Raw genomic sequence first — 15,369 nt, forward strand, 5'->3', positions numbered from 1 at the left:
CCGTCATTATTTTTAATAGTTACGCTAGTTTGTAATTAGGTGGTAGAGTTCGTTATTAGAGTATCTGTAGATAGTAAAGCATAGGAATTGCGTCATAAAACCAGGAGATAGTATAGAATGATTTTCTCGTTTGGAAGCCCAGATTCAAAGTTTGCGCAAAGCATGGAAACATTTGCTGATGCTGTGTGGCTTACAATATTGATGATTTTAACAAGCATTCCTTTAATTACTATCGGCGCTTCTCTTTGTGCTGGTCATGATGCTGCAAGACGTACAGAGCAAGGTGAAGGACATATTACTGCAGCTTATTTTCGCGCGTTTGCTAGCAACTTTTTGGAATCTACTATTATTTGGGCTGTAATGGGACCAGTTTTGCTTGCTATTATTTGGCTATGGCTTTGCGTGTGGTCTACTCCACTTTTAATTATTAAATTTATTCTGAGCATATTGTGGATTATTGTTGCCGAATGGGTGTTTGCGCTACAAGCGCGTTTTAAAAATTCAATTGATAAAACAGTGGTTAATTCTCTTATTTTTGGTATTTCGTATTGGAAAGAAACTCTTGTAATGACACTGCTAGATGTAGTGTTTATTGTGTTAATATTTGCATCAATCGTATATTTGCCGCAGGGTTTACCTTTGTTGGTATTCATTGGTTGGGGATCGCTTATTATGCTTCACACGCCTTTGTTGGAGCGTGTTTTTGCAAAGTATATTAAGAAGTAATTTCTGCAAATAATTAATGAGGCGAGCATCTGTGACAATGCTCGCCTCACATAGGACATCATTGCAAGGAATATTTTGATCTGCAGCTATGCAAATCATATTCCTTACGAGGGGGAATAGAGTTAGTTCATAAGTAAACCAACTATTAAATTATATATGCTTCCGTGTATTTTCGCCGCGCATAACTGCCGTCATAGATAGCACTCGTGGTGACTTAAATACTTCATCGGTGTGAACTACACGACCATCAGCGTCAGCAAGTGGAATACGCCAGTTTGGATACTCTGTACTAGTTCCAGGCTGATTCTGCGAACGCTTCTCGCCGACAGCGTCAACCAAAGCAACCTGTAAAAGCAAAGATGGGGAAGTGAGCATAATTGCATGCATAGCTTCCACAATCTCTTGTACATGACCTTCAACATCCTCAGCAGCGTCTTTGCTAATCCAGCCGTTCTCAAGAAGCATCTTCATCATTGCATCGCGTTCAGCTTGAGCAGCCTCCTGGAACGTTTCTACGGAGTCTGTAAGCAAGTGAAGCTGTTCGCGAAGCTTTACATGCTCAAACGCAAGATAACCAGCTGTAGGTGGCATATCGTGCGTAGTAACGGAAGCAAGCGCATACTCTCGATATGTAGACGGATTAGCGAAAATAATTTGCTTCTTTCCAGCCTTCTTAGTAGCGGCTTCAGCTTCGTCGTCGTGGATGAACCACTCAACAACAGTGCCAAGCACGCCATGAGATGCAAGAACCTTAGAAACATACTTCGGCACAGTGCCCAAATCTTCGCCAATAACAACGCCGCCTGCGCGAGTTGCTTCAATAGTGAGAACTGCGAGCATTGCATCTACGTTGTAGTACACATAGGCGCCGTTTCTAGCGCTTTGTCCTTGTGGAATCCACCACAAGCGGAACAATCCAAGAACATGATCAATACGAGCAGCTCCTGCATGCAAGAACACGTTATGAACCATGTCTCGGTAAGCAATATAGCCAGTTTCATCCAAATAATTTGGATCGAATGGAGGTTGACCCCAATCCTGACCTTGCTGGTTGTAGAAGTCAGGAGGAGCGCCAACGCTTACGCCATTAGCAAATCGTTCCGGACTCCACCAAACGTCAGCACCGTAGCCGTGTACGCCAACTGCCATGTCTTGCATAAGACCAATTGCCATACCAGCAGCTTTAGCTTCAGCGTGAGCTGCAGCAACTTGCTCATCAGCAATCCACTGAAGCCAACGATGGAACTCAAACAAGTCAGCATGTTCGCGCTTAAGTCGTTCAATTTGCGGAGTGCCTTTACCGGTAGTATCAAACCACAAATTCTCGCCCCAAGGAGCACCCCAAACCTCAAACGCAACACACCAAGTTGCAAAAGCATCAAGATCTTCACCAGAACGATGCTTAAACTCACTAAACTCGCGCTCGCGTTCTGCAGAACGAGGCTGCTTGAAAATAATACGCAACGCAGGAAGCTTGGCATCCCATGCAGCGTTGATATCTATAGGATTTGGATTGTTGTTTTGAGGTGCAATAGACTCATGCAATTGCTCTACTTTAGCGAGATCCTCTCCACTTAATTCAGCATATTCCGGAATATCTTGCGGACGAATATAAGTGACATTCAAGAACCTACGAGACTCAGGCAAGTACGGTGAAGGCTCAAGAGGTGTTACTGGAGCGCACGCATGAATTGGATTAATCAGCATAAAATCAGCCTTGCCGATTTCTCCAGCATCCTTAAGTAGGCGACGCAAATCGCCATAATCGCCAATTCCCCAAGAATCTTTTGAACGCACAGAATACATTTGCGTCATGAATCCCCAACGTTGCTTTTGCTTAACGCTTTCAGGCAATGGAATACGCGCAGGTGCGGCAATCAATGTGACATCAGCATGTTGAGCCGTCTCACCATTCGCGCTGATTACTTTAGCATGCAAAGTGTGGTAGCCCATTGGCAAATCATCCGGAAGCTCAATGAACAAATCTCCATTGTCTTCGGATTGAATATCGCCTAACGAACCTTCATAATCCGTTCCATCTTCGAGTGTAAGAGAAATATGAATTTGCTCTTTTTGGGCATCTCCTGCGTGAATTGGTACGCAAGTTTTTGCGCCATTAAACGAAACGACAGTTGGTGGCAATAATTCGCTAGAGCGTTTGCGCTGAACCTTCTCGTATGAAATTGCAATATCGTCTTGAGTATCGGCAGGCATGCCTAATGCATCAAGTACTCCAACTAATGCTTCATCTGTAATTTCTGTGTAGCTTCCTTGCTGATCAATATAAAAAGTGGCAACGCCGCACGCCTTAGCAAGCTTAATAAGTGGACGTGTAAGACGTTCCGCGCTTTCTTCCATAGGCTTATCAGCATCAGCTTTGCCAGTAGCTGTTGTTGTCATGGTTCTCCTTCTACTTTGTGATTTGGCACATTTCTAACATCGTCGTAAGCGTGCCAAATGTGCAACTATGGCGATAGCGTGTAAATCAATACATCTCTGGATTGGAATACACCCTGCCTGTCAATTATATAAATACCTGACATCGTTTGCAAATTAGCGTTGCGACATATTTGCTAGTTTTATAAGTAATTGCAACTAAACGCAAGTGTTGTTATTACTCACGTTTAGTTGCAATTGTCCGATAGTTTGTTATTTTTTTTTGACTTACTAAAACGCAATTACTTGTTGCTAAGCACAACAAAAGTTCTGGTAGGCAAGTGTAGGGTAGCAGCGCTTTTTTCTGTTGTAATATTTACTTCGGTATCAGGCTGTTCTCCAGTCCACTTAGCAAAATAATCACTTGAATTAAGTATGCAATGCCACTCTTGAGCCTTTGCACTATGAATAGCAGGTAGTTGAATAGTTGCATCTTCATGATACATAGGATTTGCGCAAACAATTAAATTATTGCCAATGCGCGTAGCCAAAACAGTATGGTTAGACGTTTCAAGTTGTTTGCGTTTGCCGTCATACAATGAGCTATATTCAGCGCGAAGCTTTATAAGTGCACGATACCATTGAACAAGCGGATTGAAACGTTCAGCGCGCGCCCAGTCAAGCTGGTTCATTAGTACACCGCGATTATAAGAATTATCGCAACCGTGCTTAGTACGTCCAAACTCTTCTCCGCTAAGCATAAACGGCGTGCCTGCAGAGCACAAAACAATTCCAGCTGCAAACATATTAGCGTTCAAAATATCCGCAACTTGTTTTGCATCTTGAGCGTCAAACTCAAAATCGCTGGCATTCTCGTGCATAGAAATGCAGAGCTTATCCCACAAAGTCAAATCGTCGTGAGCAGAAGTATATTGAACAATCTGTCCAACTTCTTTGCCTGCAGAAGGAGTATCACGCCATGCATTAAGAGTTTGACGAGCCGCATCCGAGCACCAGAACTCATTGCCATTTACATACCCACGGTCGAAATGGTTCATGACGTTGCCTTTGAGAGAATCACGAGACTCGTCACTAAACCAGCCTATGCGCTCGTTAAGAGTGCCTCTGCCGTCTTTATCTCCCATCGGAACTTTCTCATCAACAGCAGGATCCGAAGCACCCCACGGTTCTCCATACATAACAATATCTTTACCGCCAGGAAGCTCATCTAATGCAGCTCGTGCCTGATTTAAGGTTTCAGTATCAGTCAAGCCCATAAGATCAAAACGGAAGCCATCAATGTGATAGCAACGTGCCCAATGCAGCAAAGATTCAATAATAAACCTGCGGAACATAGGATGTTCAGAAGCCATTTCATTTCCACAGCCAGAACCGTTAGCAAAAGATCCGTCAGAGTCTCGCCTGCAGAAATATCCAGGAGCCATGCATTCGAAAGCATTTTCTGCGGACTTGTACATGTGGTTATAAACAACATCCATAATTACACGTTGGCCATTAGCGTGTAATGCCGCAATCATTGCCTTGCATTCGCGAATTCGCGCAGTGCCGTCGTAAGGATTGCTAGAATAAGCGCCTTCAGGAACGTTGTAAGCGTGAGGATCATAACCCCAGTTATACAAAGAATCTAGCTCTTCTGCAGAAGCACCATTTTTTCTAGCATTGTCAATTGCAGATTCATCAACTGTTGCAAAATCGTAAATAGGTTCGAGCTGTACGTGAGTGATGCCAAGCTGCTTTAAATAATCCAAGCCAGTAGGGAAGTTGCATTCAGAAGAATCTGGATTTTGCAAAGATGTATGTTCATCAGTAAAAGCGAGATACTGTCCTCTATGTTCTGGCTTAAAACCGCCATTAGGATTGCTGCTGAAATCTGCAACATGTGTTTCCCACACAACCATTGCATGGCGCACAAATTTAGGAGACTTATCTTTATGCCAATTGGCAGGAGATACTCGCTCATCGTCTATTACAAGGCTGCGCTCTCCATTTACGCCGCTTGCTACGCCCCAAGGGTCGCTTGTACGATTTACTGTGCCATCTTGGAAAGTAACGAGATAATCGTAGTATATGCCGTCTAAACGCTTGCGGAAATTAATTCGCCAAGCTCCGTCATGCAACGGTTTCAACTCATGTGTTTGAGTTGGCTCACTGTTATTTCCAGTTTCAAAAAGTCTTAGCGTTACATTCTGCGCAGTTGGTGCCCACACAGTAAATGTTGTAGATTTGGCGTTTAGAGTAAATCCAAGAGGTCCTTCGTATACAGGCCATGTTGCCGAAGATGGAGTCGTCATATATGGTATCCTTCTTCTTTCGCTATTTTGCGAATCGTCTAAATTTTCTAAATTATCTAATCGTATTAGTAATTATACAGTTTTTTAAATTTTATTATTTACTTATTATTCTGTTATCAAGTTTTTATGTTTTGCGGCACTATTTGGCTAAACACGGTAGGGTTTATGTGATAGCCATTATCGTATTAAGTCAAACGGCGAGTGTGTTAAGTTATTTTTATTTTAAGTTGTATATTCGCATTGTTTAGATGAAAAAGAAGGCTGAAACGCTCGAAAGCGTCTCAGCCTTCAGTAGATTTATATCCTGTAAATTATCAGCCCTTAACGGAGCCAGACATGGACTCTTCGTAGAATCGTTGCATAACGATAAACAGGATTGAGATTGGTATGGAGACGCACACAGCACCTGCGGAGAATCGTGCGAACCAGTGATTAATATACTCTTTCTGAAGCATTTGCCACAAGCCCACAGCAACAGTGTAGTTATCTGCAGTTCGAGCAATAGTCTTAACCAAAACGAAGTCAACCCATGGTCCCAAGAAGCTAGTAATAGCCTGGAACACAATCATAGGCTTGCAGATTGGAAGAATAATCTTATAGAATACTTGCCAAGTTGTGCAGCCGTCCAAGTATGCAGCTTCATCCAAAGACTTTGGAATAGTATCCATATAGCCCTTCATAACGTAGAAGCCCATACCGCTACCGGCAGAGTACACGATAATTAAGGAGATGAGTATTACGCTACCGTTTGTTAAGCCAAATGCTTTCAAAATGAAGTAAATAGCGATAACAGCCATGATGGATGGGAACATACCCAAAATCAAAGCAATATTCATGAATGTCTTACGTCCGCGGAAGCGCAGACGAGACATGCAGAATGCCACTACGAGTACGAAGAACAGTGAGATAATGCACACGAAAATTGACACTATCAAAGTGTTGAGGAACATTCGTGGGAAATCAAATGTTTCGCGCTGAGTGAACAGTTGAATATAGTTATTAAATGAGTATTCGGTAGGGAAGAACGTAGTCTGATATGGAGCAGTGTTCTTGTTGAAACTTTCTAAGAATATCCAAGCGATTGGCGTGAGCCAAACAATAGACATGAGAATCAGGAACAAGTGCGCTGCAAAATCTCCGACGCGACGACGAACTCGTTGATCGCGCCACATTGGAACGCTACGCGTGCTATGCACTGACTGATCTTTTTGTTCAGGCGCAGATTTCGTAACTTTATCTTTATTACTCACCGGAATCCCTCCTCATTCTTGTAAGATCCAGAGTTGCGATACGTAATCAGTGCTACGACAGCAAGAACAATGAATGTCATAATGCCAATCACAGCGCCCATGCTGTAGTCGCTCTTGTCTACAGTCAGCTTGTAGAGCCATGTAATAAGCAAATCAGTCTTACCTGCTGAAGATGTGAGTGATGACGGATCGCCTCCTGACAAGAGGTAAATAACGTTGAAGTTGTTTACGTTGCCTGTGAAAGTTGTAATTAAGTAAGGTGTCATTACGAAGAAGATATATGGCATTGTGACGTTCATGAAACGCTGCCACCAACTTGCACCATCGAGCTCTGCTGCTTCGTAAAGTTCTGCAGGAACGTTTTGCAAAATGCCTGTAATCTGCATGATAGTATACGGGATACCAACCCAAAGATTGATGAGAATCACAGTTACTCGCGCCCAGGTTGCATCTTGGAAGAATGGTAATGGAGAATGAATCCATCCCGAAGCTAAGAGTAAACGATTAATAGCGCCTTCACGTTGAAGCATACTATGCATAACGAGTAATGAAACAAACTGTGGAACTGCAACAGTTAGGGAGAAGCAAGTGCGCCATAAGCCCTTGAAGCGGGTGGTGCGTCTATTGATAATCATAGCCATGAACATTCCGAAGAAGAAGTTCAAGAATGTTGCAAAGAAAGCCCACACTAAAGTCCAAACTAACACGTCTATGAAAACTTTAGCATTAATTAAGCTATTCGAATTGCCAATATCGAAGAAATTCTGTAATCCTACCCAGCTAAACAGTGGAACATGCTTGCTATCGTAATTTGTGAATGCCATAGAGATCATGAAGATTAATGGCAAAATTGTAAAGAGAACAATTCCAATGGTTGGTATGGTCATAAAACCAACATGAGCATTCTGATCAAGTAAAGACTTTAAATCTTCGTAGAAATTAGCAGGCTTCTTACCTTTTGCGACAGTATCTTGCGCTTTATAAGCACTACGTAAAGACAGAGTAGCTAAGAAAATTAGTAAGCAAATAGCAGCAAGAGACATAACGCAGTAAAGAAGAATCTCCACAGAGCTGTCACCCTCTGTATAATGCCAAAAACCTCTGATTTTAATCTTTGTTGCTTTAAGAGTGCCTAAAGTCGTGATCTTTGGTAAATATTCGACGCCAGTAGTAGCTAAGAAGTAGATTACAGCTATTTCAGTTACTAAGAAAATAACGCCTTTAGTGAACTGTCGGCGTGCTAAATTACCGAAGCCGAAAATGATAATAGAGAACCAAGAGTAAATGTCAGCACCTTTTGCTGCTTTCTGCAATGAGTATGGTGACGGTGCAAAGCGCTCAGAATTCGGTGTATTCCGACGCTTTAATCGTTTCATGGATGCTGTGCCAATCATGACATGCCTTTCCTATAAACAATGAGTGCGTTTTGAGGAGAAATAAAACGCCCCGCCCCTATTCACAATAGTGTGGGGAGCGGGGCGTTTTATTTTTACGTAAGTTGTGTAGCACTACTTACGTTTTTCAGATAATCGATACTGTAAGGAAGCTTACTTCTTAAGAGCTTCATCGAAGCTCTTCTGGAAGTCTGCAGTCTTTGCTGCAGCATTGCTTTCATTAATTTCCTTGTTTGCAAGAGCGGAGCCGAAGTTCTTAGACGGATCCCAGTATGCACTCATTTCAGGAATATTTGGCTGCACGACAGAAGTCTTAGCAATGGTTTCCATCTGAGCAGTAGCACCTGCATCATCTTTAACGGTATCTGCAAGAGTCTTGTCGGAAGGAATTACGCTCTGAAGCTCATAAGCTTTCTTCTGGGATTCCTTAGATCCAAGGAAGGCAGCAAACTTAGCAGCCATTTCTGGAGCCTTGGAATTCGGGTTATAGCCAACGGCCTTAGAACCAACGAAGGACTTCATTTGCAATTCGCCAGCTTCAGTCTTGAACTTAGGAAGAGCTGCGGCAGCGTAATTATCGCCTAAAGCCTTCTTTACGTCTGCTTCATCCCAAGAACCGGAGAAGTAAGCATCGACAGTGCCATCCTTGATGCCAGCTAAGCCTGCACCATTGCCATCCATGACAAAGTTCTTATTCTGAATGAACTTTGCAATGTACTTGGTAACAGCAGCTGCCTTATCGCCGAGCTTAATACCAGCCTTTGCATCGCGACCATTATCACCGAAGAACTTCAGGTTGCCATCGAGGTAGAAACCGGCGAGGTACCAGCCGCCGCCAATATCGAATGCAACCTTGCCCTTCTCAAGCATCTTGTCGAGGGACTTAACGTCATCAGCAGAGAACTTGGACTTGTTGTAGTACATGAACCAAGTGTTGCTGGTATAAGGAACGCCGTACATCTTGCCATCCTGAGCAGTGACGGACTTAACCAAAGCGTCCTCATTCTGCTCCTTGACCTGCTTCACAGCGTCATCGCCTAATTCGCCAATAGCACCAGCTTTTACTAACTCACCAATCTGATCTTAGGGAAGAGATAAACATCAGCAGCTGCTTTAGGATCCTGCTTTACAGTTGTTGCAGCATCTGGAGGAGCAACTACAGAATTCTTGAAGCTAACTTCTGGGTGATCCTTCTTGAATTCCTTCTCCATGGTGTCAATCCAGCCGCCGGCTTTCTGATCTTCAGAAGCAGACCATACAGTAAGCTTTACTGGAGCTGCCTTGCCATCAGAATTATTGTTAGTGCTTGAACCGCAAGCTGCAAATCCAAACAAAGTAGCAACTGCAAGACCTGCACCCAGCATCTTCTTAATATTCGTCATCCTTGACCTCCTATATCATGCCAAAAACTGGCATATCATTTGGTGGCGTAGTAACGGATTCCGTTGTGGCGCAACATCGCGATTGCTGCGTAGAGCAGCGTCACAAGTCTCACAAATCCGTTCGTAAGCACTGTGTAGTATACACGGATATCACGTCGTTTGCAAATGAGTGGCGGGCTAGTTTGCATATTTTGCTCTATAAATTTTTTCAAGTGGTTGCGTGTAAACTAAGTAGCACAACGCGAGAAGGGTGAAATAATGGCATTATATGATCATGCTCAGTGGCTTAAAGACGCGGTTTTTTACGAAATTTATCCGCAAAGTTTTTGCGATTCCAATGGTGATGGCATAGGCGATATTCAGGGAATTATTGAAAAATTAGATTATGTAAAATCGCTTGGCTGCAACGCAATCTGGCTTAATCCTTGTTATGATTCGCCTTTTAAAGATGCGGGCTATGACGTGCGCGACTACAAAAAAGTAGCTGCGCGTTACGGAACGAACGAAGATTTAAAGCAACTTTTTAGTGAAGCTCACAATCGAGGAATCCGCATATTACTTGACTTAGTTCCCGGGCACACGAGTGAAGAACACGAGTGGTTTAAGAAAAGCTCGAAAGCGGAAGAAAACGAGTTTAGCAAGCGATACATTTGGACAGACAGTGCGTTTAGCGGCTATTCTATGCCGTTTATTGGCGGTGAAACTGAGCGTGATGCCACTTATATTCTAAACTTCTTCAAATGCCAACCGGCTTTAAACTACGGTTTTGCGCATAGGGATCGAGCTTGGCAATCTTCGCCTGATTCTAAAGAGGCTGCCGAAACTCGCGCTGCAATGATTGATATTATGCGCTTTTGGCTTTCGCTCGGTGCAGATGGATTCCGAGTTGATATGGCTGATTCGCTTGTAAAAAACGATGAGAACAATGGCGAAGGAACTATTGGCAAAGACAATACGATTCGCGCATGGCAGGAAATGCTGGGTGCTGTAAAAGAAGAGTATCCGCAGGCTGCTTTTGTTTCTGAATGGGGTAGGCCGCGTCAGGCTCTTGCTGCCGGATTTGACATGGACTTCTATTTGAATTGGCGCTGGGATGGAAATCCTAATGGATACGCACGTTTAGCTCGTGATGTTGATAACGCTTTAGATAGCAATCCTGAGCATGATCACAGCTACTTTAATGCGCGCGGCGGCGGCAGTATTTGCCCATTCTTGGACGATTATTGCCCACAATATGAGTCAACTTGCAATCAAGGTTACTTTAGTTTCATCACGTGCAATCACGATACGCCGCGTTTAGCTCCGCGCCTTGACGATCGTGAGCGTCGTGTGGCTTTCGGCATGATACTCACTATGCCAGGCGTGCCATTCGTATATTACGGCGACGAAATTGGCATGAAATATCGCGATATTCCAACAAAAGAAGGCGGTTACGCCCGTACTGGCACGCGTACGCCAATGCAATGGGATGATGCAAAGAATTTTGGCTTCTCAACGGCTGCAAAATCTAAATTATACTTGCCTGTTGAAGTTCGAGCAGATGGAAGAACTTGCGCAAACTCTCGCAAACAAGCAGTGGAAAGTGGTGAAATTCCAACTGTTTCTGCGCAAATTAATTGCGAAAATTCCTTCCTTTCGTGGGTGCGCTCGCTTATTGCGCTTCGTCATAATCGCAAATCTTTGCAAGCTGACGCGTCTTGGAGAGTTTTGTATGCTCCGGTTGACGGCCGCGGCTTTGCTTACGAACGTTGCGCAAAAGGTGACGCAGGAGAATCAGCTGTAGAACGAAGCATTGTTGTTATGAACCCAGGCGTAAATAGCGAAACAGTTTCATTAGAAGCATTAGCGAATCTTACGCAAGAATCTGCTTACAATCCATTACTTAAAATCGGAGAAATATCAGTTAATGGTGATTGCTTAACACTTGGTACTCAAAGTTTTGCAGTGTTTGGAATGTAAATTGTAGTGTACAAGTCAAGTAGATACGCAACTGCGGATAAAGTTTATATAAACTAGGTATGCGCAAATAAACAAGGACGTGTAATGAGTATTAATAGCGGTAAAGCAATAATGCGTGATAGTGATAACACAAATAAGGAAATGCTTGACGCAAACGGCAAACCAATTCGTGCTGACCGTAACATAAAAACTGGAATCACGCTCAATAAACTCAAAATGCTCGGCGCTTTTATGCTTATGCTAGGTGCATTTAGCAACACAGTAATTGCGCGAATGTTTGGCGGAGCAGTAACCAATAATATGTTTGCATTGACAATCATATTAGTTTGCGAATTTATAAGCTGGACTGCAGTGCCATGGTATGCGTGGATACTAGTGCGCGGATACCATAACACTCATAATTTGAATCTTTACATGTTAAGATTGCTGATTTTGGCAGTAATTTGCGAAGTTCCATACGATTTGGTGAATTCAAAATGTTTGTTCGACATGCGTTCGCAAAATCCTGTATTTGCAATGGTTATCGCACTATTCGTACTTTCGGGTATAGATACAATTAGGGAGCGTTTAAGCGGATTTAGTAAAGGTTTTGCTATTACCGTGCTTATCATTGCGGGTCTTCTTTGGAATTTGATCGGAAAAGTTTTTGTGCAGCATGGAATTTTCTTCGGCGGTGTAACTTTGCTTATTTTCGTACTTCTTTTTGAATTATTAAAAAAGCGCGAAATTACTATGGAGATGACTGCAGGAATGTTCGGTGCTATGTCGATGCTTGCACCTGGTATTGGTGTGGCTGTGTTGCATTATCGTAGCGCTTATGGTGATGGTCCTAAAAACTCGACGACATTCCGTTGTGTTATGTATGCGTGGTATCCGCTAATGTTGATCATTGCGTCAGCGTTTGCAGTATACATTCATTAAAGTTATAAGTTGTAAGCAAACAAAATAATACATAAAATAATACGTAAAATTGTTAATAAGCAAAGTCGCAGGTAACAACAGAGGTGTGCAATAGTATGGACTCTTCCAAGTTGGGAATTTTTTATAAATACGCATCCGACTTAAACGCAAAGGCGCAGGATAGTCAGGTAATTAAAGGCGAAAAGTGGCGAATTACGGTTATTACGGATTCGCTGTTGCGCCTTGAGTGGAGTGACGATGGAAAGTTTGTTGACAATCCTACACAAACTGTAATCTGCCGCAATTTTGCTCACAAAAACGCGGACGCTCAGCCGAAATTTAGTGCGCGCAAAAACGAAAATGGATGGCTGGAAGTAGAAACCGAAAAGCTTCACCTTACTTATAATTGCGAAGCTTTTAGCAAAGAAGGCTTAAGTATTGTTGTTCGCGGAGTGCCGTGCACGCAATTTAATACGTGGCATTATGGCGACGATTGCCCGGGAAATCTTCTTGGAACTTTTAGAACTTTGGATCAAGCGGACGGTTCGGTAAAACTTGGTAAAGGCATACTTTCGCGCGATGGATGGTCTATTTTAGACGATTCTGCAACTTGCGAAATTGCACCGGCTGAGGAAATAAATGGCAAACCAAACCCGTATGGGGCTTGGGTTAAGTCGCGTGCGCAAAAAGTTAGCGAACAAGACGGCAGATATAAAGACTTATACTTCTTCGGTTACGGACACCACTACATTCAAGCAATTCAAGACTTTTATAAGCTTACAGGCGCTCAGCCGCTGCTGCCGCGTTTTGCGCTAAGCAATTGGTGGAGCCGTTACTATCACTATCGCCAAGACGAATATTTGCAATTGCATAATCGCTTCAAGTGCGAAGGCATACCTTTCAGTGCAGCTGTTATTGACATGGATTGGCATGTTACGGATGTTGATGCAAAATATGGTTCTGGCTGGACTGGTTACACGTGGAATGAGGAACTTTTCCCGGATCATCGTGCTTTTTTGCGTAAACTTAACGCGGCTGGATTGGCTCCAACTTTGAACTTGCATCCGCGCGACGGCGTGCGTGCGTTTGAAAAAGATTATCCGCAAGTTGCGCGAGATATGGGAATTGATCCTGCAAGTGGTAAAGCTGTGGAATTTGATTTAACGAATCCGCAATTTGTTGAAGCTTACTTCAATATGCATCATCGCATGGAAGATGAAGGCGTGCGATTCTGGTGGATTGACTGGCAGCAGGGTGGAGTTACGCGCGAGCCTGGCTTGGATCCTCTTTGGATGCTGAACCACATGCACTACGAGGACGCTGCGCGCGACGGCCGCTGGCCGCTTACTTTCTCTCGTTACGCTGGTCCTGGTTCACATCGCTACCCAGTTGGATTCTCGGGAGATACCGTTACTACTTGGGATTCGCTTGCGTTCCAAACTTACTTTACTGCTACAGCTTCAAATATTGGCTACGGATGGTGGAGTCACGATATTGGCGGACACATGCTTGGCGTTCGCAACAACGAGTTGGAAGCGCGATGGTACGCTTTCGGCGCGTTTAGTCCTATTAATCGTTTGCACTCTACTTGCTCGCCGTTTGCTGGAAAAGAGCCGTGGAATTTCCCTAAGGAAACTCGCGAAGCAATGGTGAAAATGCTTCGTTTGCGCGCGGAACTTTTGCCATACGTTTATACGATGAATTATCGCGCGGCTTTTGAAGGCAGACCGATTATTGAGCCAATGTACTGGCAGTCGCCGGAAGTTGGGATGGCTTACGAGATTCCTAACGAGTACCGTTTTGGAAGCGAGCTTATAGTAGCGCCGATTGTTTCGCCTAACGACGCGGCTACTTTGCGCGGATGCGCTGGAGTTTGGTTGCCGGAAGGTGATTGGTACGATTTGTTTGACGGGCGCAGGTATGTGTCTCGCGGCTGGAATGGTCGCAGATTTGAAGCGTGGCGCTCACTTGACCGCGTGCCGGCTTTTGCGCGCGCTGGAGCGATTGTACCTTTGCAAGTTTTGCCGGAAGTTGCAGATTGCGAGCGTAATGCTGATGCTGCTGAATCTGTTAATAGTATTGAAAATCCTCGTAGTTTGCGCGTTCTTGCATTCCCTGGAGCTGACGGCGAATTTGTGATGCGAGAAGATAACGACGACTTTGCTGCAGCATCAGCTGGAAACACTGCGAACACGCGTATGAATTTTGTGTGGCGAGACGGCAATGGCTCTTCGCAATTTATTATTTCCGGTGTTGCAGGATCCGATGCTGCCGTAGAAGCTGTGCCGGAAAAACGCAACTGGAATGTTGTATTTAGAGGAGTTGCTTGCACAGATTTTGCGAACGTGCGCGTGCTTGTGGGTGGAAAAGAGCTTAACGCAAGCGATTTTGCGGTTTCTTACGAAGGCGAAGAGTCGACTTTGAGCTTGTCAGTTTCTGTGAAAGACGTGCCAGCTCGTTCGGAAGTTCGCGTAATTGTTGACGGCGGATTGCAAATCGCTGTCGACCCTAAAGTCGGCGACGCTTACAGATTCCTGCTTCAAGCGCAAGTGCCGTACCGCGGTAAGGAAATGGCTTTTGATGCAGTGCGCGAGGCTGGCGGAAGTGCAAGCGCTATTGCTGCAATCTCAACTCTTGAATACGAAAACGAATCGGAAGCAGAAAAGTATCGCAACAATGTTGATATGCTTAACGCTTACGCAACTGATCAGCCATCTGTAGTTAAGTGGGCGCAATGGCGTTGCACGCTGCCTGTTTCGGTAAAGCACGCGCTTGAGGAGATTTTGCTGCGCTCGGTTGAGTGAATAATGTTTTTCTCAATAGATTTTAGCTCTGTTGAGCTAGTTGTAATCTGCTGGGTGAAGTTGTGTACTTTTCTCAGCAGATTTGTTTTTTGAGCGAGTTGCGATTTTGCAAATCTGTATTTTTGCATTTTTATTTCTGTAAATTCGTATTATCAAAAATTAGAATTTATATGGTAACAAATGTTTAGACAGATTAGTGAAAGGTTGTAAAAACGCCTTAATTCAAAATATTCACAAATAAATTTTAATTCTTAAAACCGCTGAAA

8 protein-coding genes and 1 pseudogene are annotated in these 15,369 nt (G+C 43.7%); 4 read left to right on the forward strand and 5 right to left on the reverse strand.

The features are described 5' to 3' along the window. Window positions 1–117: 117 nt before the first annotated feature. Window positions 118–726, forward strand: a complete 609-nt coding sequence (locus HXT34_RS00460; protein WP_415683071.1) for a DUF624 domain-containing protein — start codon at window positions 118–120, stop codon at window positions 724–726. Between the two features lie 150 nt (window positions 727–876). Here the strand turns inward: HXT34_RS00460 and malQ are convergent, their stop codons facing one another. The 5 genes and pseudogenes from malQ to HXT34_RS00485 form a co-directional block, all read right to left on the reverse strand. Further along, complete coding sequence (gene malQ, locus HXT34_RS00465; protein WP_415683070.1) at window positions 877–3,126, reverse strand: 4-alpha-glucanotransferase; 2,250 nt, start codon at window positions 3,124–3,126, stop codon at window positions 877–879. Window positions 3,127–3,404: 278 nt separating this feature from the next. Next, entirely contained in the window at window positions 3,405–5,414 is a 2,010-nt protein-coding gene (pulA, locus tag HXT34_RS00470) for a type I pullulanase (protein ID WP_415683069.1), read from the reverse strand. Window positions 5,415–5,728: 314 nt separating this feature from the next. Further along, window positions 5,729–6,586 carry a sugar ABC transporter permease gene (locus tag HXT34_RS00475; protein ID WP_391496493.1) on the reverse strand — a complete coding sequence of 286 codons (858 nt, stop codon included), beginning with the start codon at window positions 6,584–6,586 and terminating at the stop codon, window positions 5,729–5,731. A gap of 74 nt (window positions 6,587–6,660) precedes the next feature. Further along, entirely contained in the window at window positions 6,661–8,058 is a 1,398-nt protein-coding gene (locus HXT34_RS00480; protein WP_391496062.1) for a carbohydrate ABC transporter permease, read from the reverse strand. A gap of 153 nt (window positions 8,059–8,211) precedes the next feature. After that, window positions 8,212–9,440: pseudogene (locus HXT34_RS00485) on the reverse strand (extracellular solute-binding protein). A 258-nt stretch (window positions 9,441–9,698) separates the two neighbouring features. Between HXT34_RS00485 and HXT34_RS00490 the strand changes: the two are divergent. From HXT34_RS00490 to HXT34_RS00500, 3 genes are all read left to right on the forward strand, one after another. Further along, window positions 9,699–11,399 carry an alpha-amylase family glycosyl hydrolase gene (locus tag HXT34_RS00490; protein ID WP_415683068.1) on the forward strand — a complete coding sequence of 567 codons (1,701 nt, stop codon included), beginning with the start codon at window positions 9,699–9,701 and terminating at the stop codon, window positions 11,397–11,399. An 84-nt stretch (window positions 11,400–11,483) separates the two neighbouring features. Next, window positions 11,484–12,320 carry a TraX family protein gene (locus HXT34_RS00495; protein ID WP_415683067.1) on the forward strand — a complete coding sequence of 279 codons (837 nt, stop codon included), beginning with the start codon at window positions 11,484–11,486 and terminating at the stop codon, window positions 12,318–12,320. A gap of 95 nt (window positions 12,321–12,415) precedes the next feature. Next, the gene (locus tag HXT34_RS00500) at window positions 12,416–15,103 is read left to right on the forward strand and encodes a TIM-barrel domain-containing protein (RefSeq protein WP_421784922.1); all 2,688 of its coding nucleotides are present in this window, start codon (window positions 12,416–12,418) and stop codon (window positions 15,101–15,103) included. Window positions 15,104–15,369 lie beyond the last annotated feature (266 nt).

Source organism: Gardnerella sp. DNF00983, assembly GCF_049244265.1.
In the GTDB taxonomy this organism is placed as follows: domain Bacteria; phylum Actinomycetota; class Actinomycetes; order Actinomycetales; family Bifidobacteriaceae; genus Bifidobacterium; species Bifidobacterium vaginale_J.

Excerpts from the sequence above, each read along its gene's own strand:
- HXT34_RS00500 (WP_421784922.1), top strand. The coding sequence starts at position 12,416 with ATGGACTCTTCCAAGTTGGGAATTTTTTATAAATACGCATCCGACTTA.
- HXT34_RS00480 (WP_391496062.1), bottom strand. The coding sequence starts at position 8,058 with ATGATTGGCACAGCATCCATGAAACGATTAAAGCGTCGGAATACACCG.
- HXT34_RS00475 (WP_391496493.1), bottom strand. The coding sequence starts at position 6,586 with ATGTGGCGCGATCAACGAGTTCGTCGTCGCGTCGGAGATTTTGCAGCG.
- malQ (WP_415683070.1), bottom strand. The coding sequence starts at position 3,126 with ATGACAACAACAGCTACTGGCAAAGCTGATGCTGATAAGCCTATGGAA.
- HXT34_RS00490 (WP_415683068.1), top strand. The coding sequence starts at position 9,699 with ATGGCATTATATGATCATGCTCAGTGGCTTAAAGACGCGGTTTTTTAC.
- HXT34_RS00460 (WP_415683071.1), top strand. The coding sequence starts at position 118 with ATGATTTTCTCGTTTGGAAGCCCAGATTCAAAGTTTGCGCAAAGCATG.
- HXT34_RS00495 (WP_415683067.1), top strand. The coding sequence starts at position 11,484 with ATGAGTATTAATAGCGGTAAAGCAATAATGCGTGATAGTGATAACACA.
- pulA (WP_415683069.1), bottom strand. The coding sequence starts at position 5,414 with ATGACGACTCCATCTTCGGCAACATGGCCTGTATACGAAGGACCTCTT.